Consider the following 20,407-nt stretch of genomic DNA (forward strand, 5'->3'; position numbering starts at 1 on the left):
TCAAGGTTGGTGCATAACCTGTGGGAGCGGGCGTGCCCGCGAATAGGCCGGCAAGGCTAGCCAAGCATTACCTGCCTGATCACTCCCGCCGCGTAAACTCGGTCGCCTCACCCCCACCCGCATCCAGTTGATACACCCGCGCCGGTCGCCCCTGTTCATCGAAAAACACCTGCCCCAACCCCGCGCCATTCCACAACCGCTCGCCAGCCTTGCTATGGCTGGGCGTACGGGGCACCACCTGCATTTCCCGCCGCTTGGTAAACCAGTTGAGCGGCGAGCGCGGCGCATACAGCCAGCGGTTGAGCCGGTCGAGCACATCCAGCAAGCGCCGCGGGAATTCGTTCTTGATCCCGCTGCTGGTTACCTGCCACAAGTGCGGGCTGCGCTGTCGGTGGCGAATCAGCACTTCATAGACGAACGAGTAATGCACATCGCCGGACAGCACCACGTAGTGCCCCGGCGTGCGCGAGTGGCGGAAGATGTTGAGGATGACCTGCGCTGCACCGCGGTGGGCCATCCAGTTCTCGGCATCCACCAGCAGCGGGTAGCCCAGCCAGCTGAACAGCTTCTGCACCGTCTCGATCAGCTTCACGCCAAAAATCGGCGCAGGCGACACGATGATTGCCGACGGGTGGTCCAGCAATGCTTGCTGCAACTCGCTCAGCGCCTCCCAGTCGAGCAGGCCGGAGGGCTTGGCCAGGCTGCTTTCGCTGCGCCAGCGGCGGGTGCGGGTGTCCAGCACCAGCAAGGGCGGGTTGGTGGGCAGGCTGAACTGCCAGCCCTGGAAGCGCAGCAGCGCGCCGATCAACTCATCCTGGGTCTGACTGTTCAATGTCTGGCATTGCCCGACCAGGGGCTTGCAGCCCTGCGGGTCGTTACCCCAGGCCTGGCACAGCAGGTAGCCGAGCAGGGCATTGCCGATGATCCGCCGCGAGAAGGGGTGACCGTAGGCGGTTTCTTCCCACTGCGCCGAGAGGTTCCAGTCGTCGGTGATGTCGTGGTCGTCGAAGATCATCAGGCACGGCAGGTGGGCCATCACCCGCGCTACCTGGCCGAGGCCGTCGGCAAACGCCTGGATCAGCGGCAACTCCTGCCGGTAGCGGGCCTGGCGCGGGGCGGTGAGCCCGTTGGGCATGTCCAGGTTCACCAGCTGCCAGGGCACTGGTGACCACACCAGCAGGTACATGGCCATGACCTCGGCGAAGGTCACCAGATGGTTGTCGGCGTTGCTGGACGAGAAGATCGGCTTGCGCTTGCCGGCAAAAAAACGCTCGCGCAGGGTTTCGTTGCGTTCCTGCGCCGGCAGCAGGTCGGCGCGGTGGTAATAGCAGGCCGGGTGCTGGTACAGCGCCTGGCTGTCGGGCACCACCGCGCCCTCCAGTTGCTCGTCGAGCAGGCCCAGGCGTGCAATCAGGCTGTGGATGGCGCGCAGCATCGGGCCGGCGACATCGTCGGCATAGACCTGGTCGCCGGTCATCAGCAGCACGGCGGGGCGGTCTGCGGGTTTTTTGCAGGCCTGCAGCAGGCGGTCGGCGCACAGCAGGCCGTCGGCGGCCGGGTAATGCGGCTTGCGGCAGGAGCCGTGCAGCAGGTGGTCGAGCCGATCGCGCAGCACCAGGCTTGGGCGATCGGCGCCGGTGTAGAGCAGGTGCGGCGCCCAGCCGGCGATGCCCTGGCCGTTGATGAGCAGGTCATAGTCGAGCAACTGGTTGCAGGGCAGGGGGTGGGTGAAGTGGATGTCCAGCAGGTGGATGAAGGCGTGCTGGCCCACCGCGACCACCTGGCAATCGACCTGGGCCTCGCTTGCCGGAAAGATGAATTCGGGTTGCAGCGGTTGCGTGGCGACCAGCCAGATGGCCAGGCGCTGGGGTTCCAGGCGGCGCAGTACCGGGCCGGCGAGTACGAGGGGCAAGGGGGTAGGGGAGGTCATCGACAGCTCGGGTGGCTTCTCGGGCCTCTTCGCGGGTAAACCCGCTCCCACAGGTACAGCGCCAACTTCTGGCGTGTGGGGATCCCTGTGGGAGCGGGTTTACCCGCGAAGAGGCCCTGGAATTCAATACACATCTAAGGCCAGGTAAAACAAAGCGGGCGGAAAATGCTGAACACTTCCCGCCCGTCAGGCAAACCCGAAATGTATCAGGCCTTGTCAGCCATCAACTTCTCCAGCTTCTCCTGGTCCCGCGCGAACTGGCGAATACCCTCGGCCAGTTTCTCGGTACCCATGGCATCTTCGTTCATGGCCCAGCGGAACTGGCTTTCGTTCAGCTGCTGCTTGGGCTCGCCGGCATTGCCCGGCTTCAGTACCTGTGGCAGGTCGCCCTGGTCATCGCTGAGCTGCTGCAGCAGCTCTGGGCTGATGGTCAGGCGGTCGCAGCCGGCCAGCTGCTCGATCTGGCCGATATTGCGGAAGCTGGCGCCCATGACCACAGTGTTGTAGCCGTTGGCTTTGTAGTAGTTGTAGATGCGAGTGACCGACTGCACGCCCGGGTCTTCTGCGCCTACGTATTCCTTGCCGGTGCTCTTCTTGTACCAGTCGTAGATACGGCCCACGAACGGCGAAATCAGGAACACCCCGGCATCGGCGCAGGCCTGTGCCTGGGCGAAGGAAAACAGCAGGGTGAGGTTGGTCTGGATGCCTTCCTTCTCCAGCTTTTCGGCGGCGCGGATGCCTTCCCAGGTGGAGGCCAGCTTGATCAGCACGCGGTCGCGGCCAACACCGGCGGCTTCGTACAACTCGATCAGCTTGCGCGCCTTGGCCAGCAGGGCGGGTTCATCGAACGACAGGCGGGCATCGACCTCGGTGGAGATACGCCCCGGGATGACCTTGAGAATGCCCGAGCCCACGGCCACCGCGAACTTGTCGCAAGCCAGGTCGACATTACCCTTGGCATCGGCCTTGACCTGCTTGAGCAGCTCGGCATAGCCCGGGATGGCCGCAGCCTTGAGCAGCAGTGACGGGTTGGTGGTGGCATCGACCGGTTTCAGGCGGGTGATGGCGTCCAGGTCCCCGGTGTCGGCGACCACGGTGGTGAACTGCTTGAGTTGTTCCAGCTTGGAGGTCATGGGCGTGCTCTGTCCTGTGCAATGACTCGACATTACCCGAGCCCCGGCGGCCACTCAAGGGCCCGCGAAGCGCGGTGCGAAAGGTGAACCTTCGAGTCGCAAGCGGCCCTGAGGTTCCGTATCTGATTGCAAGGGCCACTGTGGATACTACCGGCTTACACAAATCCGGAAGTTTGCGCGATCCCGGTGGGAGCGGGTTTACCCGCGAACACCGGCGAAGCCGGTGCCATGCACCGCGTTGCCTTCTTCGCGGGTAAACCCGCTCCCACAGAATCTGCATATGTCTGAACTCCGGCAGCATTCTGCGGGAGGGCTGGCTTGCCGGCGAGTACGCCCGCCTGCTGAATCACCGCCCCTGTAACAACTCCACCGCCTGGTCGAACACCGCCAACGGCTCCGCCGCCTTGTGGATGTCCGCCGACAGCAACTGGCGGAAGCGCCGCGCCCCCTTGAACCCTTGGGCCAGCCCCAGAATATGCCGGGTAACGTGGTGCATCGCGCCACCACTTTCCATGTGCGCGACAATATAAGGCCGCAACTGCGCCAGCGCCTCGCTGCGGCTGACCACCGCCGCCTCGCTGCCGAACAGCTGCTGGTCCACCTCGGCCAGCAGGTAGGGGTTGTGGTACGCCTCACGCCCCAGCATCACCCCATCGAAGGTTTCAAGGTGTGCCTGGCACTCGGCCAGGGTCTTGATCCCGCCGTTGAGCACGATCTCCAGGTCCGGGAAGTCCGCCTTCAACTGCGCCGCCACGTCATAGCGCAAGGGCGGAATCTCACGGTTCTCCTTCGGCGACAGCCCTTCCAGGATCGCGATGCGCGCGTGCACGGTAAAACTCCGGCAGCCTGCCTCGCGTACCTGGCCGACGAAGTCGCACAGCTCGGCGTAGCTGTCGCGGCCATTGATACCGATGCGGTGCTTCACCGTCACCGGGGTCGATACCGCATCACGCATGGCTTTCACGCAATCGGCCACCAGCGCCGGGTGGGCCATCAGGCAGGCACCGATCATGTTGTTCTGCACCCGGTCACTCGGGCAGCCGACGTTGAGGTTGACCTCGTCGTAGCCGGCCTCCTCGGCCAGACGGGCACAGGCGGCCAGGTCGGCCGGCACGCTGCCGCCCAGTTGCAGCGCCAGCGGGTGCTCGGAGACGTCGTGGCGCAGGAAACGGTGGGCGTCGTTGTGCAGCAGGGCACCGGTGGTGACCATTTCAGTGTAGAGCAGGGTGTTTTTGGATAGTAGGCGCAGGAAGAACCGGCAGTGGCGGTCTGTCCAGTCCATCATCGGTGCAACGCTGAAGCGACGGGAAGGCTCAGAGCGCATGGTTGCTGGGTTAGAGCCTGGGTTTGTGGTCATATCGTTCAACGTGTCTTGTACCAAATTCAGCAGTTTCGAGGGTGTTTGCAGCAAACCGAGGAGCTCGACGTAGCAAAAGTCGGCGGCGGGAGATCGGTGATTGCCAAGGCAGGCGGCTAGTTTACCAAGAGAGCCGGGTATCCGTCTGGACTCGATCTATGCGCAGCCCTGCAGCCTTCTACCCAGATTAGCCACCAGCCAACCTACTTGAGCGGCACGTAGATGTCCGTTTGCCATTGCTCCAGCGGCGTTTCCGGATACACGCTCAAGTAGTGAAAGAACAACGGATGATCCCGCAGTTCCTCGTTGCTCGAAGGCAACCAGTCCCGATAAAGCGGATAGATGGTTTCGCCAATGTAGTCAGGCGACCCGGTATGCCGGATCACGGCGCAGCGGCCTGCCGGGATGACGCGTTCGTGTACGCCGAAATCATTGGGCTGCACGGCTTCGTCTATCTCGCCACACACGGCGAAGCGAAAGGCGTGCGCCGGGGTGGTGTCGGGGTTGTCGTAGGGAATGCCGAAGGTTCGGCTGCTGGCCACCGGTGACTGGCCGCTTTTAATGCGCCATTGGCGAAAACGCGCGACGCTTTCACTGACCAGGCCGGGCGCCCCTTGGTGTTCGAGCGCGGCCACATGGGTTTCGGCGAAATCCACGATACGGATCTGCATGGTGATACTCCTTGAAAGATGAGGAACAACGAAAACCGCACTCCAGGCCTGCCAGTTCGGGGCCTTGGCGAATACGCTCGGCGCCATGCCAAACGCACGCTTGAAAGCCCTGGAAAAGGCTTCGGGGCTTTCGAAGCCGGCGCCGAAAGCTGCTTCCAGTACGGAGATGGCCGGCGAGGCGACCAGTTGATGCGCCGCGCGTCGCAGCCTCATCAGTTGCACATACCGTGATACCGGAATGCCGATGTATGCCGTGAACTGCCGATGAAAGTGAAAGGCCGAGAAATTGGCGATGCGGCTCAGGGCATTTACCGACAGGTCGCCTTCGAGGTGGCTGTCGATGTAGGCAAGCACGGCTTCGAACCGTTTTGCGTAGGTTGGGTTGTGCTGTGAGTCAGTCAACGAACGGAATCTCCGGAAGGTGCGGTGAGCGCTAGCATCCGTTGTTCAGGCGTGGAGGTGCCTAGCCGTGATTGCTCTATCGGGGATTGTCTTGACCATGCTGTGGATGGCACCGGCGTTACCGGTGTTCGCAGGGGAGGGCAGGAGGGTGAGTACAGTACGATCACTGGCGCTTCCGTGCAGGTGGAAAGCGCCAGCGTAACTGCCCTCGCATGATCAGTCGACTGGGCGCAGCGGGTGGTTCACCCCGATCAATGATGCGCGCTGGCCACCGCAATGCTTTCGTCAGAATCGCTGAAGGCCGCCTGGGTCAGAACGCGTACACCAACGTGGCCGTGGCGCTACGCGGGCTGCCATACCAGCCACGCGAGCCAATTGCCGTGTAGTAGGTCTTGTCAAACACGTTGTCGAGGTTCAGTGAGACGCTGGTTTGTGGCGTGAAGGCATATTGCGCCATGAGGTTGACCATGCTGTAGGCGTCCTGGGTGAAGGTCTCGCGGTGGGGGCCTGCGTATTTTTTGTACTCCGCGCCCTGCCAGCGCACACCACCGCCCACTTTCACCTGTGGCAGTGACTGCAGGCGGTAGCTGGTGAACAGTTTGAGGGTGTCGCGCGGCACTTCGGTGAGCAGGCGGTCGCCATCCGCATTCTTGCTTACGGCATAGGTGTAGCTGGCCGACATTTGCCAGTCAGGCAGGATCTCGCCCGCCACTTCCATCTCGAAACCGCGGGTCTTGGTGTTGGACTCGGCACGGTAGGCCTGGTTGCCGTTCGGCGCCTTGTTGTCGCCGTCCTGCACGGGCAGGTTGTCCTGGTGCACTTCGAACACGCTGAGCGCAGCAGTCAGGCGCTTGTCCCAGAATTCGCTCTTCAGGCCCAGCTCATAGTTAACGCCCTCCAACGGGTCGAGGTAGCTGCCCGTTGCTGTCTGTTTGTCTTGCGGGTTGAAGATGGTGGTGTAGCTGGCATAGGCCGACCAGTTGTCGTCGATGTCGTAAACCAGCCCGACGTAAGGGGTGACGACCCCTGTTTCTTTTTGCGAGGTGCGTTCGGTTTTACCGCTCTCCAGCGTCTCGTGAGTTTCGTCACGTTGCCAGTCGATCACCCGGGCGCCGGTAATCAGCGACAGGTCATCGGTCAGGCTCCAGCGCACCGAAGCCACCAGGCCGTCCTGGGTTTCATCCAGCGCATCCTTTGTCGTCTTGTTGTAGATAGCGTCAGGTATTGGCAACGAGCCATCCCAGTCGTGGATGTTGTCGATATCCTGATACGTCCACAGATCGTAGCCGTCGTTGCGGTAGTAGGCCCGGTAGTGGCTTAGCCCGACGTACGCCTGGTGCTCGCGCGACAACAGTTCGAACGGGCCCGTAGCCGACAGGTCGAAGGAGGTCTGCCGAGGTTCGCCTGCCCAACGGCCAGTCCAGGTCTGGATGCCGCTGCCATCAGGTTTGACGGTGCCGCTGGCGGCGGTGGCAAATACGTCGTCATAGCTCCGGCGACTGTGTTCAGCGTTGAATTTCAGGTGCCAGCCGTTGGCCAGGTCGTGATCCAGCGTGGTGAACAGCGTCTTGGTGCGACGCTTGTGGTAGCTCCAGTCCGACGCCGAATTGAACGAGCGGGAAGGGCTGAAGTGACTGCCATCGGAGTTGAACATCGGGAAGCCATGGTTGCCGGCGCCGTCGTTGTCCATTTCCTGATACTCCGCCCCCACGGTCAGCATCGTGCTGTCGGTGATGTCCCATTCCAGCACCCCGTATGCCACTTGCCGTTCCAGGGACTGGCGGTCGACGTAGCTCTGGCTGTCGGTGTTCGAGGCGACCAGTCGCCCACGTACATTGCCGCTTTCCGACAACTTGCCGGACACGTCCAGCTCGGTGCGGTAGGTGTCCCACGAGCCTGCCTTCAGGGTCAGCTTGCGTTGCGTTTCAAACGTCGGCTTCTTGCGAATCAGGTTGACGGTCGCACCGGGGTCACCGGTGCCGGACATCAGCCCCGTGGCCCCGCGTACCACCTCGACCCGGTCATACGACACCATGTCGGCAAGGTCATCGCGAAAGCCAAAGCTGTCGGGCCGGTTGAGGCCGTCGACCTGGATGGTGCCGACCTCGAAGCCACGTACGTAGATATGGTTGGCGTCGCTGCCGGCCGGCCCCATGCTGTCGACGACCACGCCTGGGGTCTGTTCCAGTACCTGGGTAACATCGTTCAGGTTCTGGTCTTCGATCTGCTGGCGGGTCACCACGCTGATCGACTGTGGTGTCTCGCGTGCCGAGAGGCGCAGCCCGGTTGCCGTGTTGGCCGAACCTGTGGTGTAGCTGCCGGTGCCTTCGGTGGTGGCACCCAGCCCCACGCTGGAGACCGTCGTTGCAGCGAGCTCCATCGTGCCGTCCTGGCTGGGGCGGGCCAGCATGTAGTGCTTGGCTCCCGCTTGCTGCACCTGCAGGCCACTGCCTTGCAGCAGTTGCGCAAGGCCTTGCTCCAGCTCGTAACTGCCCTGCAGTCCCTCACTGCGCAGGCCAGCGATTTCTTCGTTGCCGAAGCTGACAATCACCCCGCTCGCCGTGGCGAACTGGTTGATGGCAGCCCCTAGCGGCCCCGCCGGGATGCTGTAGCTGACAGGCACGGCCCAGGCATTGGCACTGGCCAGCAGTGAGCCCGAAAGGCTCGCCACCAGCGCGGCTTGGCGAATGCTGAAGGCGGGGGGAGAAAAACAGGCGGACATCCATTGGCTCCTTTCGATGGACTATGCGGGCATCATTGTGAGAAGCGTATTGATAATAATAATTCTTCTCATAAATGCGGCCGGATAGTTATCTTTCCTCCTGCAGATGTCAATCGGTGGCTTGAGTTATTGCGGGCAGGGGCAAGCCATTGCCACGTGCTTGAAGCGACAGGGCATGGATAAAATCACTTGAGTAAATAAATCTGATTTACAATTGCGTCCCTTTTGCCGAGGCTGTCGTTTCGTGGATGCCCTGTCGCTTGTCTATGAGCACCTGACCGAGTGGGTGATCACGCCTGTTACCGACCAGTTCCTCGGCATTTTCAATCTGAACGGCCGTTTCGGGGTCTTGTTCCTTTGCATTTCCTATGGCGTCGCCTATGGCCTGTTCCGCTTCAGGAAGCAACGCGGCCTGAGCGACGCCCATTCGTTCTGGCAATTCATCGGCGGCGCCCGGGTACACCTGCATGCCTCGGCGCTGCTGGATTACCGCTACTACTTCGTGCGCGCCATTCTCAAGGTCGCGCTGGTGCTGCCCATCGTCCATCTGGTTGACCCCTACATCCTGCGCTCCGGCGATTACCTGGCCTTTTTCAGCAAGCTCTGGGGCGCACGCCCGCGTCTGGGCGAGAACCTGGCACTGTCCCTGCTCTACGGGTTAGGGGTGTTCCTGATCAAGGACTTCATCCATTACTGGGCGCACCGGGCCTTTCACTCCCGCTGGCTCTGGGCCTTTCACAAGGTCCACCATTCGGCGCCCGTGCTGGTGCCGGCGACGGCGAGCCGGGTGCATTTCGTGGAAAAGATCGTCGAGAAGCTGAGCACCGGCATTGGCATCGGCCTTTACGCCGGCTGTTTCTGGTACGTTTGCGGCGGTGAAGTCAGCCGCTACACCCTGTTCGGCGTGACCTACCTGGTGTTCATCTTCAACAGCCTGGCGGCCAACCTGCGGCATAGCCATGTCTGGTTGTCGTTCGGCCCGCAGCTGGAACATGTGTTGAACAGCCCGGCCCAGCACCAGATCCATCACAGTGACGCCCCGCGCCATTTCAACCGGAACTTCGGTACCAACCTGTCCCTCTGGGACTGGATGTTCGGCACGCTCTATGTCACCACGTCAACGCCTGAAAGCATCCGCTTCGGCACCGGCGAGCGAGACCACCAGCGTTACCTGACGGTCTACAGCCTGATCGTCACGCCCTTTGTCGACACAGGGCGTAAGGTCCTGGCGAAACGCCAGCGCAAGGCTGCGCTCGGCGCGTCCGGCAGGGCGGGCGGTTAGCTGATTCCGCTGTTGGCAAATTCTTCGCCAAGGAAGTCCCGTAGCGGCTCTCCAAAAGAACTTATTTCGCAAGCGCTCCGCGTAGCCAGTGGGAGCGGCTTAAGCCGCGAAGAATCCAGCGCGGTGCATGGCACCGGCTGCGCCGGTGTTCGCGGCTAAAGCCGCTCCCACAGGGGGCCTGCTGATTCAATAAGTTATGTGCGGTTCTGTGGGAGCGGGCGTGCCCGCGATGAGGCCAGCCCAGGCACTGATTGCGAACGACCTATGACTGGTTGACTTTGCATGCGCTCAAGAACATTTATGGCTCTGTAGTCATTTGTTTTTGAGGTGAGATCATGGCGGCGCAAACCGACGTTCTCATTGTTGGAGCTGGTCCTACCGGGCTGGCTCTGGCGCTTTGGCTCAACAGGCAAGGCGTCGCCGTAAGGATCGTCGACAAGAACCATGGTCCAGGCGAAGCCTCTCGCGCCATGGCTGTTCAAGCCCGCACGCTGGAGCTCTATCGCCAGCTCGATATGGCCGAGGCAGTGATAGATGCCGGCTACAAAACACCTGCCATGAACATGTGGGCCCGAGGCAGCCACAGAGCGCGCATCCCCTTGAAGGATGCAGGTGCAGAGATATCGGCATATCCCTTCGTGTTGATCTATCCCCAGGACCGCCATGAGCGATTACTGGTGCAGCAGCTCCATTCACTCGGCGTGGACGTGGAATGGCAGACTGAACTGCTGTCGTTCGAAGAGGGTGAAAGCCACATCACTGCCCTCCTGAAACAGGCGGATGGGCGGGAAGAGGCCTTGACTGCGGCTTACCTGGCAGGATGTGATGGCGCTCGGTCGCTCGTTCGGCATCAGATCGGCAGCGGTTTCGAGGGCGGCACCTATAAACACCTGTTCTATGTCGCGGATGTCAGGGTAACGGGCATCGAGCCTGCGGGTGAGGCACACATCGCTTTTGACAAGTCCGACTTTGTGCTGCTGCTGTGCTATGGCGAAAAGGACCAATACCGCCTGATCGGCACCGTGCGAGACGAGCGTGCCGAGCATCCTGAGCACCTGACGTTCACGGACGTTGCCCACGATGCCATCAACGGCTTGAACCTCAAGATTACCGAGGTGAACTGGTTTTCCACCTACCGGGTTCATCATCGTGTCACGGATCACTTCCGCCGTGGCAGAGCTTTTTTGCTCGGCGATGCTGCGCATGTCCACAGCCCGGCAGGCGGGCAGGGCATGAACACCGGCATTCTGGACGCGAACAACCTGGCCTGGAAGTTGGCAGCGGTGGTCAAAGGCAAGGCGCCCGATACGTTACTCGACAGCTACCAGACCGAACGCCAGGCATTTGCCCGCAAGCTGGTGGAAACAACCGACAAACTGTTCACGTTCGTTACCGCTCAGGGCGGGTTCGCGGACTTTGTGCGCACGCGCATCGCGCCGATCTTCGCCAGCGTTGCGTACAAGAGCGGGAGCGTGCGTGAGTTCCTGTTCCGGGTGGTTTCGCAAACGTCCCTTGATTACCGCGACAGTCCGCTGAGTCAAGGTAAGGCAGGTGAGGTTCAGGGCGGCGATCGTCTGCCTTGGCTGCCACGGGCCATTGCAGACAACTACGATTCACTGACAGCCATTCAGTGGCAGGTGCAGGTTTACGGTGAGGCCAAGGCAGACCTGGCCCAATGGTGCACAAAGCACGGCATTGCACTGCATGTTTTCGCTTGGGAGCATGCGTACGAGAAAGCCGGCATTGCCAGAAATGCAACTTATCTGTTGCGGCCGGATACCTATGTCGCGCTGGCTGATCCCGAGGGGGAAGCATCCACGTTGAACCGATATTTCGAGGAGCGCGGCGTTATGCTGCCCGCTTGAGGAATCGGTTGCCATCACTCAGGCGGGGAACTGGGCTATCCAGTGCCTGGCAATCTCTTCGCGCCGGCAGACCCACACCCCGTCATGGCCTTGCACGTAATCGAGAAAGCGCGCCAGCGCCATCGCACGACCAGCATGGCCACTGATCCGCCCATGCAGGCCCACGCTCATCATCTTCGGGTGGTGCGCACCCTCCTGCCACAGCAGGTCGAAAGCATCCTTGAGCAGCCGGAAGAAGTCTTCACCGCAGGCGAAACCATTCGGCAACAGATAGCGGGCGTCATTGTTGACCAGTGTGTACGGGATCACAAGGTGGGCGGGCGAGCCGGGGAGCCAGTAGGGCAGATCATCGTTGTAGGCGTCCGAGCTATAGAGAAACCCACCTTCCTCACGCAGCAGGCGGCGGGTGTTCTGGCTGACCCTTCCTGTATACCAACCTACGGGGCGTTTACCGCAGGTCTGCTCGATCACGTCGATGGTAAGGCGGATATGGTGTCGCTCCTGGTCCTCAGGCATCTTGCGATAGTCCAGCCAACGGTAGCCATGCCCGGCAATCTCATGCCCGGCAGCGTAGAGCGCATGGCCAATCGCCGGGGTCAGTTCCAGTGCTCGGCCAACGGCGAAGGCGGTCAGCGGCAGGCCCCTGGCGCCGAACAGCTCCAGAATGCGCCACACACCTGCGCGCGATCCGTATTCGTACATGCCCTCGACGCTCAGGTCCGGTTCCCCCACGCGCGGCGGGCGGCCCGGTAGTTCATGAAGCCAGGCCTCCGACTGTGCATCGCCATTGAGGATGCAAGACTCCGCGCCTTCTTCGATGTTGAGTACGAACTGGACCGCGACGCGCGCCTCACCGGGCCATCGCGGGTGGGGTGGGCAGCCGCCATAACCGATGAGATCGCGAACGGACATCAGCCCAGCTCGAAGGTCGTGACGGCGAACACACGTTCGTGTGCGATCGCCGGGGGCGGGCCGAGGTACATGCGTGCGCAGCCGAAAACCTCGATCATGCCCTGTTGGCGCACGAGCGCCATCGCGGCGGGGTTGTTCTCCGGGGCATCCAGAAACAGCGGGTGACCTTGCGCAAATGCTGCCAGGCGCGCGTAGAGGGCATTGGCTGCAAGGGCGTCATCGGCGAACAAGGGGCCGATCTTGTAGCCTTCCCGGCAGCGCCTTGCCACGCCATAGCCGCTAAGCCTGCCCTCGCGTCGGCAACCCACGGCGAGTGCATCAGCCTGGGTTATCCACCCGCTCAGGAAGGCTGCGCGCGCGGCGGGGAAGCAGATGCGGTCGTAATCGACCACCTCATCGAACGGGAAGGTGGCCAACGGGACGATGTCCAGATTGTCTACCTGCGAAGTCGCCGGGCGTTCGGTGGCCTTGGCACGAAAACGCAGGTTGCGATGGGAGAAGACGAACCCACCCTTGGCGTAGTAGTCCTGCATCGCGAAGACGCCGTCCATGCCAATGCTCGCGCCTGGGCGAAGGCGGGCGAGGAGTCGCTCGCGGCGTGCGTGCCAGAGGGTATTGCCCAGGCCTTGACCACGATACTCAGGCCGGACGATGAAAAAACCCATGAAACCGAATTCGCCGTTGTAGGAAGTGATGGCACCGCCACCGATCAATTCGTCGCCCCGGGACGCTGCGATGAAGGCGGCAGGGTCCGTAACCCAGAACAGCTCGGCATCGTGAACGCCGGGATTCCACCCCTCACGGGCAGCCCAATCGACGAGCTCGTCCAGTTCGGGACGGGTCATGTTGCGTATGACCAGCTGATTCGACACCGCGAAGTTCTCCCCAGTTGTTAAGCGGGCGTATGGTCCATCGCCAAGCTGAACTCTTAGGGTATAGCTTCAACCCGAGTATTGATCCAGGCCGTTACGCCACCAGCAGAACAGGCTCATTGCCATTGAATTGTCCTGAGCGCCTGGGCTAGCTGCCGACCGATGCGGGTAAAAAGATCCTCAACCTATACTCACGCTTGAAATGCGTCAGTCTTTCGCATTGCAGACCCTCCTTGCAGGGCAGCGCATTGCAGTGAATTACTCCAGCCCTGCCATTTTTGCGTGAGTCGTTGATCATGGATGAAGTCACTACTATGCCCGCAAATGATGTACCTGGCCTTCAAGCTGTGGTGCAGCGCAAGCTCGGACGGTGTCTGTTGCGTCTGCAACAATACGAACAGCTGCTGAAAGACATGGTCGCGCATGCTGAGTTGAGCGGCCCTGTGGATCGGCTGCATACCCTCCGTGAGCAGAAGGTCGCATGTACCGAGAAAAAAACCATGGGCATGTTGGTCGGGATGCTGACCGACAGCTTTCTGATCCAGTCGCCCCAAAATGAAGAGTCACAGACGGAAGCCGATGCTGGTGACCAGATCGGGTTCAGCTATCGAAACCAGTTGGAAATGCCAGTCGAGCACTATGAGGCAACGAAGGTGGCTATCAAGGCGTTGGTCGACCTGCGTAACAAGCTAGTTCACCACTTCATTGAGCATTTCGATCTCTGGTCAGCGTCAGGCTGCCAGGCTGCCGATGGTTATCTGGAGGAAAGCTACCAGACCATCAATCGGCATTGTTTGAATTTGCAGTGTTGGGCCAAGACCATGGTTGAGGCACGAGCTAAATTGGCGTTGTTTATACAGAGCCCGACATTTGAAAATGCGCTCGACGGAATACGGGAGGACGGCTCGGTCGATTGGCCTGACAGCGGGATCTGCTCCTGTTTACGTGAAGCAGAAGCCAAGCTTGCCGAAGGTGGCTGGACTCGACTGGAAGCAGCGATCCGCTGGATGAGTGATGCCAATCCAGAGCAGACGCCCAAGCGCTACAGGTGCAATAGCTGGAATCAGGTCCTGCACGAATCACGGCAGTTTGAAATACGAAAATCCCACGCTGATAGTGAACGGACGACCGTTTGGTATCGCAGCAAGGTCAGTTGAATGGGCTGCTGGATCGTCACTCTTTTTGTCAGCGCGTTGAGGGACTGCTTCTGACCGTTAGCTGCCCTCCGCCAAGGGTAAGCCGAGGGTCGAAAGCAGATGGTCATGACTGACCGCTATCGACCCGAAGCAGACACTGAACAGTGTATAGGCCGCCAGCCGGCAAGCATGCAAACTGTCCTTGCACTGCGCTCGATGAAACGCGACCCCTTGCCTAGTTAGCGGGCAAGAGGATCACGAAGTTCTTTTTCATGTCTTCCAGCACGGTCCATTTGCCCTTGGCGCCCGGTTCGATAATGAACGTGTCGCCAGCGGCCAGTGTGATGGGGGCGCAACCTTCAAGCTCGATGACGCAGCACCCACTCAGGACATGGCAGAACTCCCAGACTTTGTAGTCGATGCGCCAAGCTCCGGTGCTGGCTTCCCATTCTCCGGAAATGCGCCCTTGCTGTTCATCGTGATAGTACTTGGACGTCAGCGTATGAGGGGTGCCTTCCACGACTTCTTCAAAAAAGGGAAGGTCGCGCACCGGTTGGATATCCAGTTCGCGGAACACGGTCAGTTTCTTGTTCATGGTTGTTTCTCGAGCACGTTGTGGGTAGGGCGATACATCAAATAGGCTTCACCGGTTACGCCCAGCATCGGGTGTGGAACGATCTGGCAGGTTTTAACAATCTGAAAACCGTGACGTTCGTAGAAGCGGCGTGCACCGTGGTTTTCTGCATAATCGATCAGGCATAGCCCATCCAGGCCAGAGTCCTCAGCGCGCTGCTGGGCGTGGCGAAGAAACTGGGCGCCCAGCCCCTGGCTGCGCCAGGCCTCATCCAGGGCCAGGCTGGATATGTACAAGGTGTCGGGTATTTCCATGTCGGAATAAGGCGCGAGGACCGGGTCTGTCTCGACAGGCCTGTCAGGGGTCTCGCGCAAGACATAGCTATGCATCATGCCGATGACGCGCCCTTCGAAAGTGGCCATCAGGCAGTTCTTGTAGGAAAAGTCGCCCTGTTCCCTGGCATAGCGAGACGCACCGACACTCAGCAATGCTTCTCCAGGTGCGGCAAGCTTGCTCCATATGTAATCGGCCATGCCCTCCGATGTCAGTTGAAAGAAGCGTGCAATATCGTGCGCGTCCGAGGCTTGAGCGGGTCTGAAGTCGATAGGCATGTACAGTGCTCCCATGGCATCGGATGGTTGTTTTTCAAGGATTACGCCTTTGACAGGGTGGCAGGGTAGGCGGGTTCAACGGTTCCCATCATGCTCTGGGCGAACACCGTCAGCACAGCGTGCGACGCTACCCCATGCTCAAAGGCACGTGGCCGTCCAATGGCTCATGCCTGGGGAATCGATCGTGCAGTTGCCGGAGGTGGTGAGGCGAGAAGCGGGACGACCTGTACGTCCATGGTGGGATGGCTGGAATCAGAGCAGGGTTGCCTCCGTATGAGGTCGTATTTCACGAAAGGCAGCTACTGAGAGAGCTGCCTTTCGCAGCCAGCAGCTGTGGCCCCGGCACTCACCGGCTTGGCTCCGTCTCTTCCTGCTTAAAAATACGGAATCCGCGCGCTTGATAGTTTAGAAGCGCGGCAGGATGGTCAAATGTGCATGTATGTACCCAAACCCGCTCTGTACCTTGCCACCCCCATGCGGATCGAACAGCGTGACTTAATAGCGCTCCGCCGAACCCACACCCCACAAATTGTGGTGCCAGCCCAAAGTAGCGGATTTCGCTGTTACAGCCATCGGGGCGATAAAGCTCGTAATAGCCTGCTATCGCACCACGGTGATAGGCAACCCAAGTACGGTGGCAATCCTGTTCAACGAGTGCCTGCCAGTCAGAAAGACCCCAGGAATCAAGATCACCCCACTCCCAAGGCGTGCCAACAAGCTCGTATAGGAACCGATTAAATTCCGCCTGAGGCACTTCACATTCGATGATTTGGAGGTCGTGACGCTGTGGCTTTTCCTTCAGCTCGGACGCTGAAATCATTTCCAAGTAATAAGTGGTGTAAGACCGTTCCATCTTGGCTTCCCTGCACCTTCCCGCTAACGATCACATAAGTATGCAAGTTGCTGCTCGACTACCCAAGGATTACAGTGGATGACCTCCGCAGCTCTCACCGAATGGTCGCTTCACACCTGCCGGAAAAATCGATCTGGCCGGCATGGACCAAGAATGCTGGAAACCTCGCCATCGATAATCTCCTCGCTGGCAAGACGCCCCACTATCGCCGCCAACGTAATGCCAGGGTGTACTGCACACACATAGACGCCACCCACTGTTGGTAGATAACCGATGATGGGAATACCATCGGCAGGCATGGGCCTGAGCCCGACACAAGCGCACTCCGGCTCTATCGAAGCAGCCCCATGGAGCTCGTTCTGAATCGCCTTGGCCGTGCGCAGCGCTATCGCTGCCGGCTGATTCTCCACTGCGTCGTCCAGATAATCTTCTGCTGCCACCAGCGCACCATCCGTAGTTTGCCTTACTTCCATTTCAGGGCCGGAGATGATTGTGCGCACAAGGTTGGGTTGTGCCTTGTAGCGGATGAGAATGGCAGGTGAGGCCTCGATTGGAAGTGACACTTCCAACCTGTCCGTCAGCTTCGTGATGCCTGTCCCAGCTGCCACTACCACAACATCGGCATCGATGATGCCCGTTGTTGTTTCTACGCCGGTTATCGTTGCATGCTGGGTTGCAAAACCAAGCACCGGCGTTTGAGTGAGCACTTTCGCCCCATAGGCCCTGGCACCTGCGATTAACGCATGCACAGCGGTCACGGGGTCCAGCGCCCCCTCTGCTGGCGCATATGAAGCAGACTCAGGTGGGTGTTTGAGATTGGGCTCAAGCTCGAGAATCCGTGATCGAGAGACCCTGGCAGGCGCAGACGGGGTACTTGCAGCCGACGGCGCGCCACTCGACGTCCCGTTGTAAGACAAGGCGCCAGTCCATCGCACCGTCAGGCCCGGTAGCTCGGTTTCGAGTTGGCGGTATGCCTCGATTGCAGCACTGCGCAGTTGCGCGATGGGGTCCGATTCGGAGGATGAGGTATTGATCCATGCGAATGAACGGCCAGTCACGCCCGACGCTATGTTTTCAGCGTCGACCACGGTGACATTCGCACCTTTACGGGCCAGGTGATATGCCAGTGATGCGCCCACGATGCCTGCACCAATGACAACGACCCGTTTGCCCTGCCCAGTTGTCATACCAACCTCCGTTCTGTCGATGTGCCAATGGTAAGGTAGCGGGGGAATGCCTGTCAGGTAAGCAGTTTGGGGCCGCAAAGCGGCCCCTACAGGTCAAAAGCGCAGGTTCACTCAACCAAGGCAAGCCACGGCCAACGTGCCTGGTAGCTGGCAGCTTTCTCCCTGAACAAGCCTGGCCGTGGGTTCAGCTCGTTCATCCTGAGCAGGTCGTTCTGCAGGTCGTCCAGACTATGCGTGCTGTAAAGCTCGCCAGTGCCGACATCGACCCCCAGGCAGGTCGACCGGATCAGATACCGGTCGATGCCATCCGTGACCTTGCGCAATGGCGAATAGGTGCCGCCGAACTTCGCTTCGTACCACAAGTGAACACGGGCCTGATTGCGCACTTCCACGTTGATGCCCAGGTGCGCGCACGCCTGATGAACCCGGGCGATGACACGGTCCTCTGCCTCCCAGGACAAGTCGGCGTCGAAATAGGCGACGTCATAGTCCTTGATGCCCCATTCGGCAGGTAGCCCGGCGCGGTGGTTCCAGAACGTCTGGAACAGCGCGCCTGCCGTCAACATGCAGTGTGGGATATCCAGCGTTGGCAGGGTTGCCAGCAATGCCCGGTTTATCGGGTTCTCGCGGATGATTGCCAGCACCTGTTCGTTCGTCAGTGAATGCATGGGTACCGTCCTTGGTGGTTGCATTGCGCTGGGCTGAGCTTACCTGAATGGCGCCTCGGTAATGTGGCGATGAGAGCAGGTTTTGCCCTCAAATGGTCAGTCGGAAAAGGCCATGAAAGCGTTGGTTACATTGCTCCACGCCGCTCTGTGGTCGATGGGACCATGGTTCATGCGTGTTCCGGATCGCTGTCTTGAGCTGGCCGGGGTGCCACTGGTCGCCCAGGCTCGGCAAACGGTAGATTTGATTCGGGTTTTGTACGATGATTTTCGTATTGACAGGGATGAGCTATGAAATTCGGCTTCAGGGAGGCTCAGCAAGCGGTGATAGCGGCGCTTGAGTCAGGGGAGTATCAACACGTTTCACGCAGGGATATCGACGTAAAGAACCTGTTGGCTACAGGGGAAGTGTCAGCTGGCGAGGTTGCCGAAGTCGTTCGCTCATGCAGGGGTATTCATCACGTCAGCACCCCTCACCATGCCGTCGCAGCCATCGAGGTGCATGTGCTCAAGCGGGATGGTTGGTACATAAAGTTCTTTTTCATCGAGCCAGACACCTGGTTCATCAGCGTTCACCAGTGAGTACCCAGATCATGAAGATCTTTTTCGAAGGCGACAGAGGAAAAGCGCTTTGCGAGCATTGCCAGGCAGTGGTGCCCACGCACTATGCTCGCCGGGATGTGCCGTTTAGCGATGGCCAAGGGGTGGCCAAGGACATTCTGGTGGGCGTGTGCGCCCGTTGTGATGGCGTGGTCGCCATTCCATCGCAATCCACACCGGCCATCCGCGAGGCGCGCAAGCAGCAGCTCAAGTCGATCGAGGCGCGTTTGCCGGCGGTCTATCTGGATGTACTCGATGCCGCCATGCATGCGGTCAGTAATGAGGCGGGGGCAAATTTGCGCAAGTTGTTTCTTGCCCACTATTTCCAACAGTTAGTGCAGGCGCAGCAGTGTGGGCAGTTGCATGCGGCGCATCAAACGTTCCTGCAGGCGCTGGATGAACAGCGAGAGCAGCGCGGGCTTGCGCGTTCCAATGCTACTCGGCGCTTGTCGATGAAGGTCAATCCGTACATGGCGGAGGACATGCTTGCGCTTCAGCAGCATACAGCGATGAACCAGACCGAATTGCTGAAGGCTGTGATCGCGCGTATTCAGGCGGATGTGCTGGAGAATCAGGATCAGGAGGTGATTCGAGCTTTGCAGCGGCTGGCGCGGTTGGCGTTGTAGTGAGCATTTGAAAGAAGCACAGCGTACCGCCAAGCGCTGTGCTTCACACACGGATCTTGAGTCTTTTTAGAGAAACTCATATCGGTTCCTACAAGAACTAATCAGATTTTTCCCCTTCCTCGTAGTCCATTTCTGAATCATCCTTTTCAAGCCGTTTCACCATTGCGATGGAAACCTGAGCCCCCTAGTCTCGCCTTGTCGTTGCAAATTCAACGACCGGGTCTGCAAGCCCGATGCTTGGTTTGGTCTCAGTTTGCTGTTGGCTTCGTTCAACGGTGGCTGCGTGCGGGTGGTCTTCGGGCCAGCCGGGAATCGACCTCCAAGCCCGGTCTTGCAGGCCCGCATGTAGCCGCCACCCTATCATCTGCAAGTGATCTGGCGACGGTCCGACTTGTTATTGTCTGGAGGCTGTCATGCTGAAACTCGTTTCCGATCCACCTTTCTCCACCGACCCATCGATCATGACCCTGGCGGTCGTGCATGAAATGGAGGCTGTGCGCACGCTGCTGGAATCGGCGATTGCGCAGGTGCAGCTCAGGGGCAGGCAGCCGGTGCATACATTGCATTGATGGGCTGACTTTCAAATTTGGCGAGCCTGGGTGGTGCGGTTTTCCTACCAGCGACTGCAACCGGGAAATCGCACTGGCCGGCAGATTCACAAGAGGGTTTCAGATGGACAAGGAAATGGATGACGACACCGGCACACTGGGCCTGACCGTAGGTTCGGCCACGTTCCTGGATGGTGTGCTGGATGGCAAGAAACTGTTCCGCGTAGAACCGGGAAACTGCTGCGACCATGCCATCGAACAAGCGTCGGTATTGATGGACTGCTCTCGGCGAGCGTCGTTCATCGGGGTGATGGACAACGAACCGGTGCTGGTCTGGGCTTCGCACTTTCTCTGCGACATGGCCAAGGCGCTGATGGATGACGCCCACATGGGTATGCGCAAGAACCGATAGCCATGGGCGGCGATGTTGGCCCCCTGGTGTTGGCAGGGTGGGCTTGGCA

General features: G+C 60.0%; 19 protein-coding genes. 7 read left to right on the top strand and 12 right to left on the bottom strand.

Going from position 1 to position 20,407, the window contains the following annotated elements; all coding sequences use genetic code 11:
• Positions 1 to 79: 79 nt before the first annotated feature.
• The 5 genes from ACIQYU_RS05635 to ACIQYU_RS05655 all read right to left on the bottom strand — a co-directional run bounded on the left by ACIQYU_RS05635 (position 80) and on the right by ACIQYU_RS05655 (position 8,215).
• The gene (locus ACIQYU_RS05635; RefSeq protein WP_233694845.1) at positions 80 to 1,930 is read right to left on the bottom strand and encodes an alkaline phosphatase D family protein; all 1,851 of its coding nucleotides are present in this window, start codon (positions 1,928 to 1,930) and stop codon (positions 80 to 82) included.
• A 206-nt stretch (positions 1,931 to 2,136) separates the two neighbouring features.
• The gene (gene tal / locus ACIQYU_RS05640) at positions 2,137 to 3,063 is read right to left on the bottom strand and encodes a transaldolase (RefSeq protein WP_207831665.1); all 927 of its coding nucleotides are present in this window, start codon (positions 3,061 to 3,063) and stop codon (positions 2,137 to 2,139) included.
• Positions 3,064 to 3,409: 346 nt separating this feature from the next.
• Positions 3,410 to 4,387, bottom strand: a complete 978-nt coding sequence (gene dusA / locus ACIQYU_RS05645) for a tRNA dihydrouridine(20/20a) synthase DusA (protein ID WP_207831663.1) — start codon at positions 4,385 to 4,387, stop codon at positions 3,410 to 3,412.
• A 236-nt stretch (positions 4,388 to 4,623) separates the two neighbouring features.
• Positions 4,624 to 5,493: a GyrI-like domain-containing protein gene (locus ACIQYU_RS05650; RefSeq protein ID WP_207831661.1), complete on the bottom strand. Its 870-nt coding sequence runs from the start codon at positions 5,491 to 5,493 to the stop codon at positions 4,624 to 4,626.
• A 310-nt stretch (positions 5,494 to 5,803) separates the two neighbouring features.
• Positions 5,804 to 8,215: a TonB-dependent receptor gene (locus ACIQYU_RS05655; RefSeq protein WP_233688176.1), complete on the bottom strand. Its 2,412-nt coding sequence runs from the start codon at positions 8,213 to 8,215 to the stop codon at positions 5,804 to 5,806.
• Between the two features lie 244 nt (positions 8,216 to 8,459).
• Between ACIQYU_RS05655 and ACIQYU_RS05660 the strand changes: the two genes are divergently transcribed.
• Both ACIQYU_RS05660 and ACIQYU_RS05665 read left to right on the top strand, forming a co-directional pair.
• A complete protein-coding gene (locus tag ACIQYU_RS05660) occupies positions 8,460 to 9,497 on the top strand; it encodes a sterol desaturase family protein (RefSeq protein ID WP_233688177.1) in 1,038 nt (345 codons plus the stop codon).
• Between the two features lie 335 nt (positions 9,498 to 9,832).
• Positions 9,833 to 11,362: an FAD-dependent oxidoreductase gene (locus ACIQYU_RS05665; RefSeq protein ID WP_333957970.1), complete on the top strand. Its 1,530-nt coding sequence runs from the start codon at positions 9,833 to 9,835 to the stop codon at positions 11,360 to 11,362.
• Between the two features lie 18 nt (positions 11,363 to 11,380).
• Here ACIQYU_RS05665 and ACIQYU_RS05670 read toward each other — a convergent pair whose 3' ends face one another.
• Together ACIQYU_RS05670 and ACIQYU_RS05675 are read right to left on the bottom strand one after the other, a co-directional pair.
• Positions 11,381 to 12,274: a polysaccharide deacetylase family protein gene (locus tag ACIQYU_RS05670; RefSeq protein ID WP_402798486.1), complete on the bottom strand. Its 894-nt coding sequence runs from the start codon at positions 12,272 to 12,274 to the stop codon at positions 11,381 to 11,383.
• On the bottom strand, positions 12,274 to 13,146 hold the full coding sequence (locus ACIQYU_RS05675) for a GNAT family N-acetyltransferase (protein ID WP_063913925.1): 873 nt from the start codon (positions 13,144 to 13,146) through the stop codon (positions 12,274 to 12,276). The genes ACIQYU_RS05670 and ACIQYU_RS05675 overlap by 1 nt, the downstream gene beginning before the upstream one ends.
• A 296-nt stretch (positions 13,147 to 13,442) precedes the next feature.
• Between ACIQYU_RS05675 and ACIQYU_RS05680 the strand changes: the two genes are divergently transcribed.
• Entirely contained in the window at positions 13,443 to 14,303 is an 861-nt protein-coding gene (locus ACIQYU_RS05680; protein WP_333957967.1) for an OST-HTH/LOTUS domain-containing protein, read from the top strand.
• A 214-nt stretch (positions 14,304 to 14,517) separates the two neighbouring features.
• On the opposite strand, the gene ACIQYU_RS05685 is transcribed toward ACIQYU_RS05680, so the two are convergent.
• From ACIQYU_RS05685 to ACIQYU_RS05705, 5 genes are all read right to left on the bottom strand, one after another.
• Entirely contained in the window at positions 14,518 to 14,877 is a 360-nt protein-coding gene (locus ACIQYU_RS05685; protein ID WP_019472176.1) for a cupin domain-containing protein, read from the bottom strand.
• Positions 14,874 to 15,467: a GNAT family N-acetyltransferase gene (locus ACIQYU_RS05690; RefSeq protein ID WP_402798489.1), complete on the bottom strand. Its 594-nt coding sequence runs from the start codon at positions 15,465 to 15,467 to the stop codon at positions 14,874 to 14,876. Before ACIQYU_RS05690 ends, ACIQYU_RS05685 begins: the two co-directional genes overlap by 4 nt.
• Positions 15,468 to 15,813: 346 nt before the next feature.
• Complete coding sequence (locus tag ACIQYU_RS05695) at positions 15,814 to 16,320, bottom strand: GNAT family N-acetyltransferase (RefSeq protein ID WP_082888368.1); 507 nt, start codon at positions 16,318 to 16,320, stop codon at positions 15,814 to 15,816.
• A 110-nt stretch (positions 16,321 to 16,430) separates the two neighbouring features.
• Positions 16,431 to 17,507, bottom strand: a complete 1,077-nt coding sequence (locus ACIQYU_RS05700) for an NAD(P)/FAD-dependent oxidoreductase (RefSeq protein ID WP_402798492.1) — start codon at positions 17,505 to 17,507, stop codon at positions 16,431 to 16,433.
• Positions 17,508 to 17,614: 107 nt separating this feature from the next.
• The gene (locus ACIQYU_RS05705) at positions 17,615 to 18,175 is read right to left on the bottom strand and encodes a nucleotidyltransferase family protein (RefSeq protein ID WP_063913929.1); all 561 of its coding nucleotides are present in this window, start codon (positions 18,173 to 18,175) and stop codon (positions 17,615 to 17,617) included.
• A 288-nt stretch (positions 18,176 to 18,463) separates the two neighbouring features.
• Between ACIQYU_RS05705 and ACIQYU_RS05710 the strand changes: the two genes are divergently transcribed.
• The 4 genes from ACIQYU_RS05710 to ACIQYU_RS05725 all read left to right on the top strand — a co-directional run bounded on the left by ACIQYU_RS05710 (position 18,464) and on the right by ACIQYU_RS05725 (position 20,358).
• The gene (locus tag ACIQYU_RS05710) at positions 18,464 to 18,754 is read left to right on the top strand and encodes a hypothetical protein (RefSeq protein ID WP_063913930.1); all 291 of its coding nucleotides are present in this window, start codon (positions 18,464 to 18,466) and stop codon (positions 18,752 to 18,754) included.
• Between the two features lie 11 nt (positions 18,755 to 18,765).
• Positions 18,766 to 19,398 (top strand): hypothetical protein, encoded by a 633-nt coding sequence (locus tag ACIQYU_RS05715; protein ID WP_063914083.1) that lies wholly within the window; start codon positions 18,766 to 18,768, stop codon positions 19,396 to 19,398.
• A 413-nt stretch (positions 19,399 to 19,811) separates the two neighbouring features.
• Entirely contained in the window at positions 19,812 to 19,967 is a 156-nt protein-coding gene (locus ACIQYU_RS05720; protein WP_241106455.1) for a hypothetical protein, read from the top strand.
• Positions 19,968 to 20,070: 103 nt separating this feature from the next.
• Positions 20,071 to 20,358, top strand: a complete 288-nt coding sequence (locus ACIQYU_RS05725; RefSeq protein ID WP_207831651.1) for a DUF3077 domain-containing protein — start codon at positions 20,071 to 20,073, stop codon at positions 20,356 to 20,358.
• Positions 20,359 to 20,407: the final 49 nt, after the last annotated feature.

This window comes from Pseudomonas sp. NPDC096925 (assembly GCF_044762545.1).
Classification (GTDB): Bacteria; Pseudomonadota; Gammaproteobacteria; order Pseudomonadales; family Pseudomonadaceae; genus Aquipseudomonas.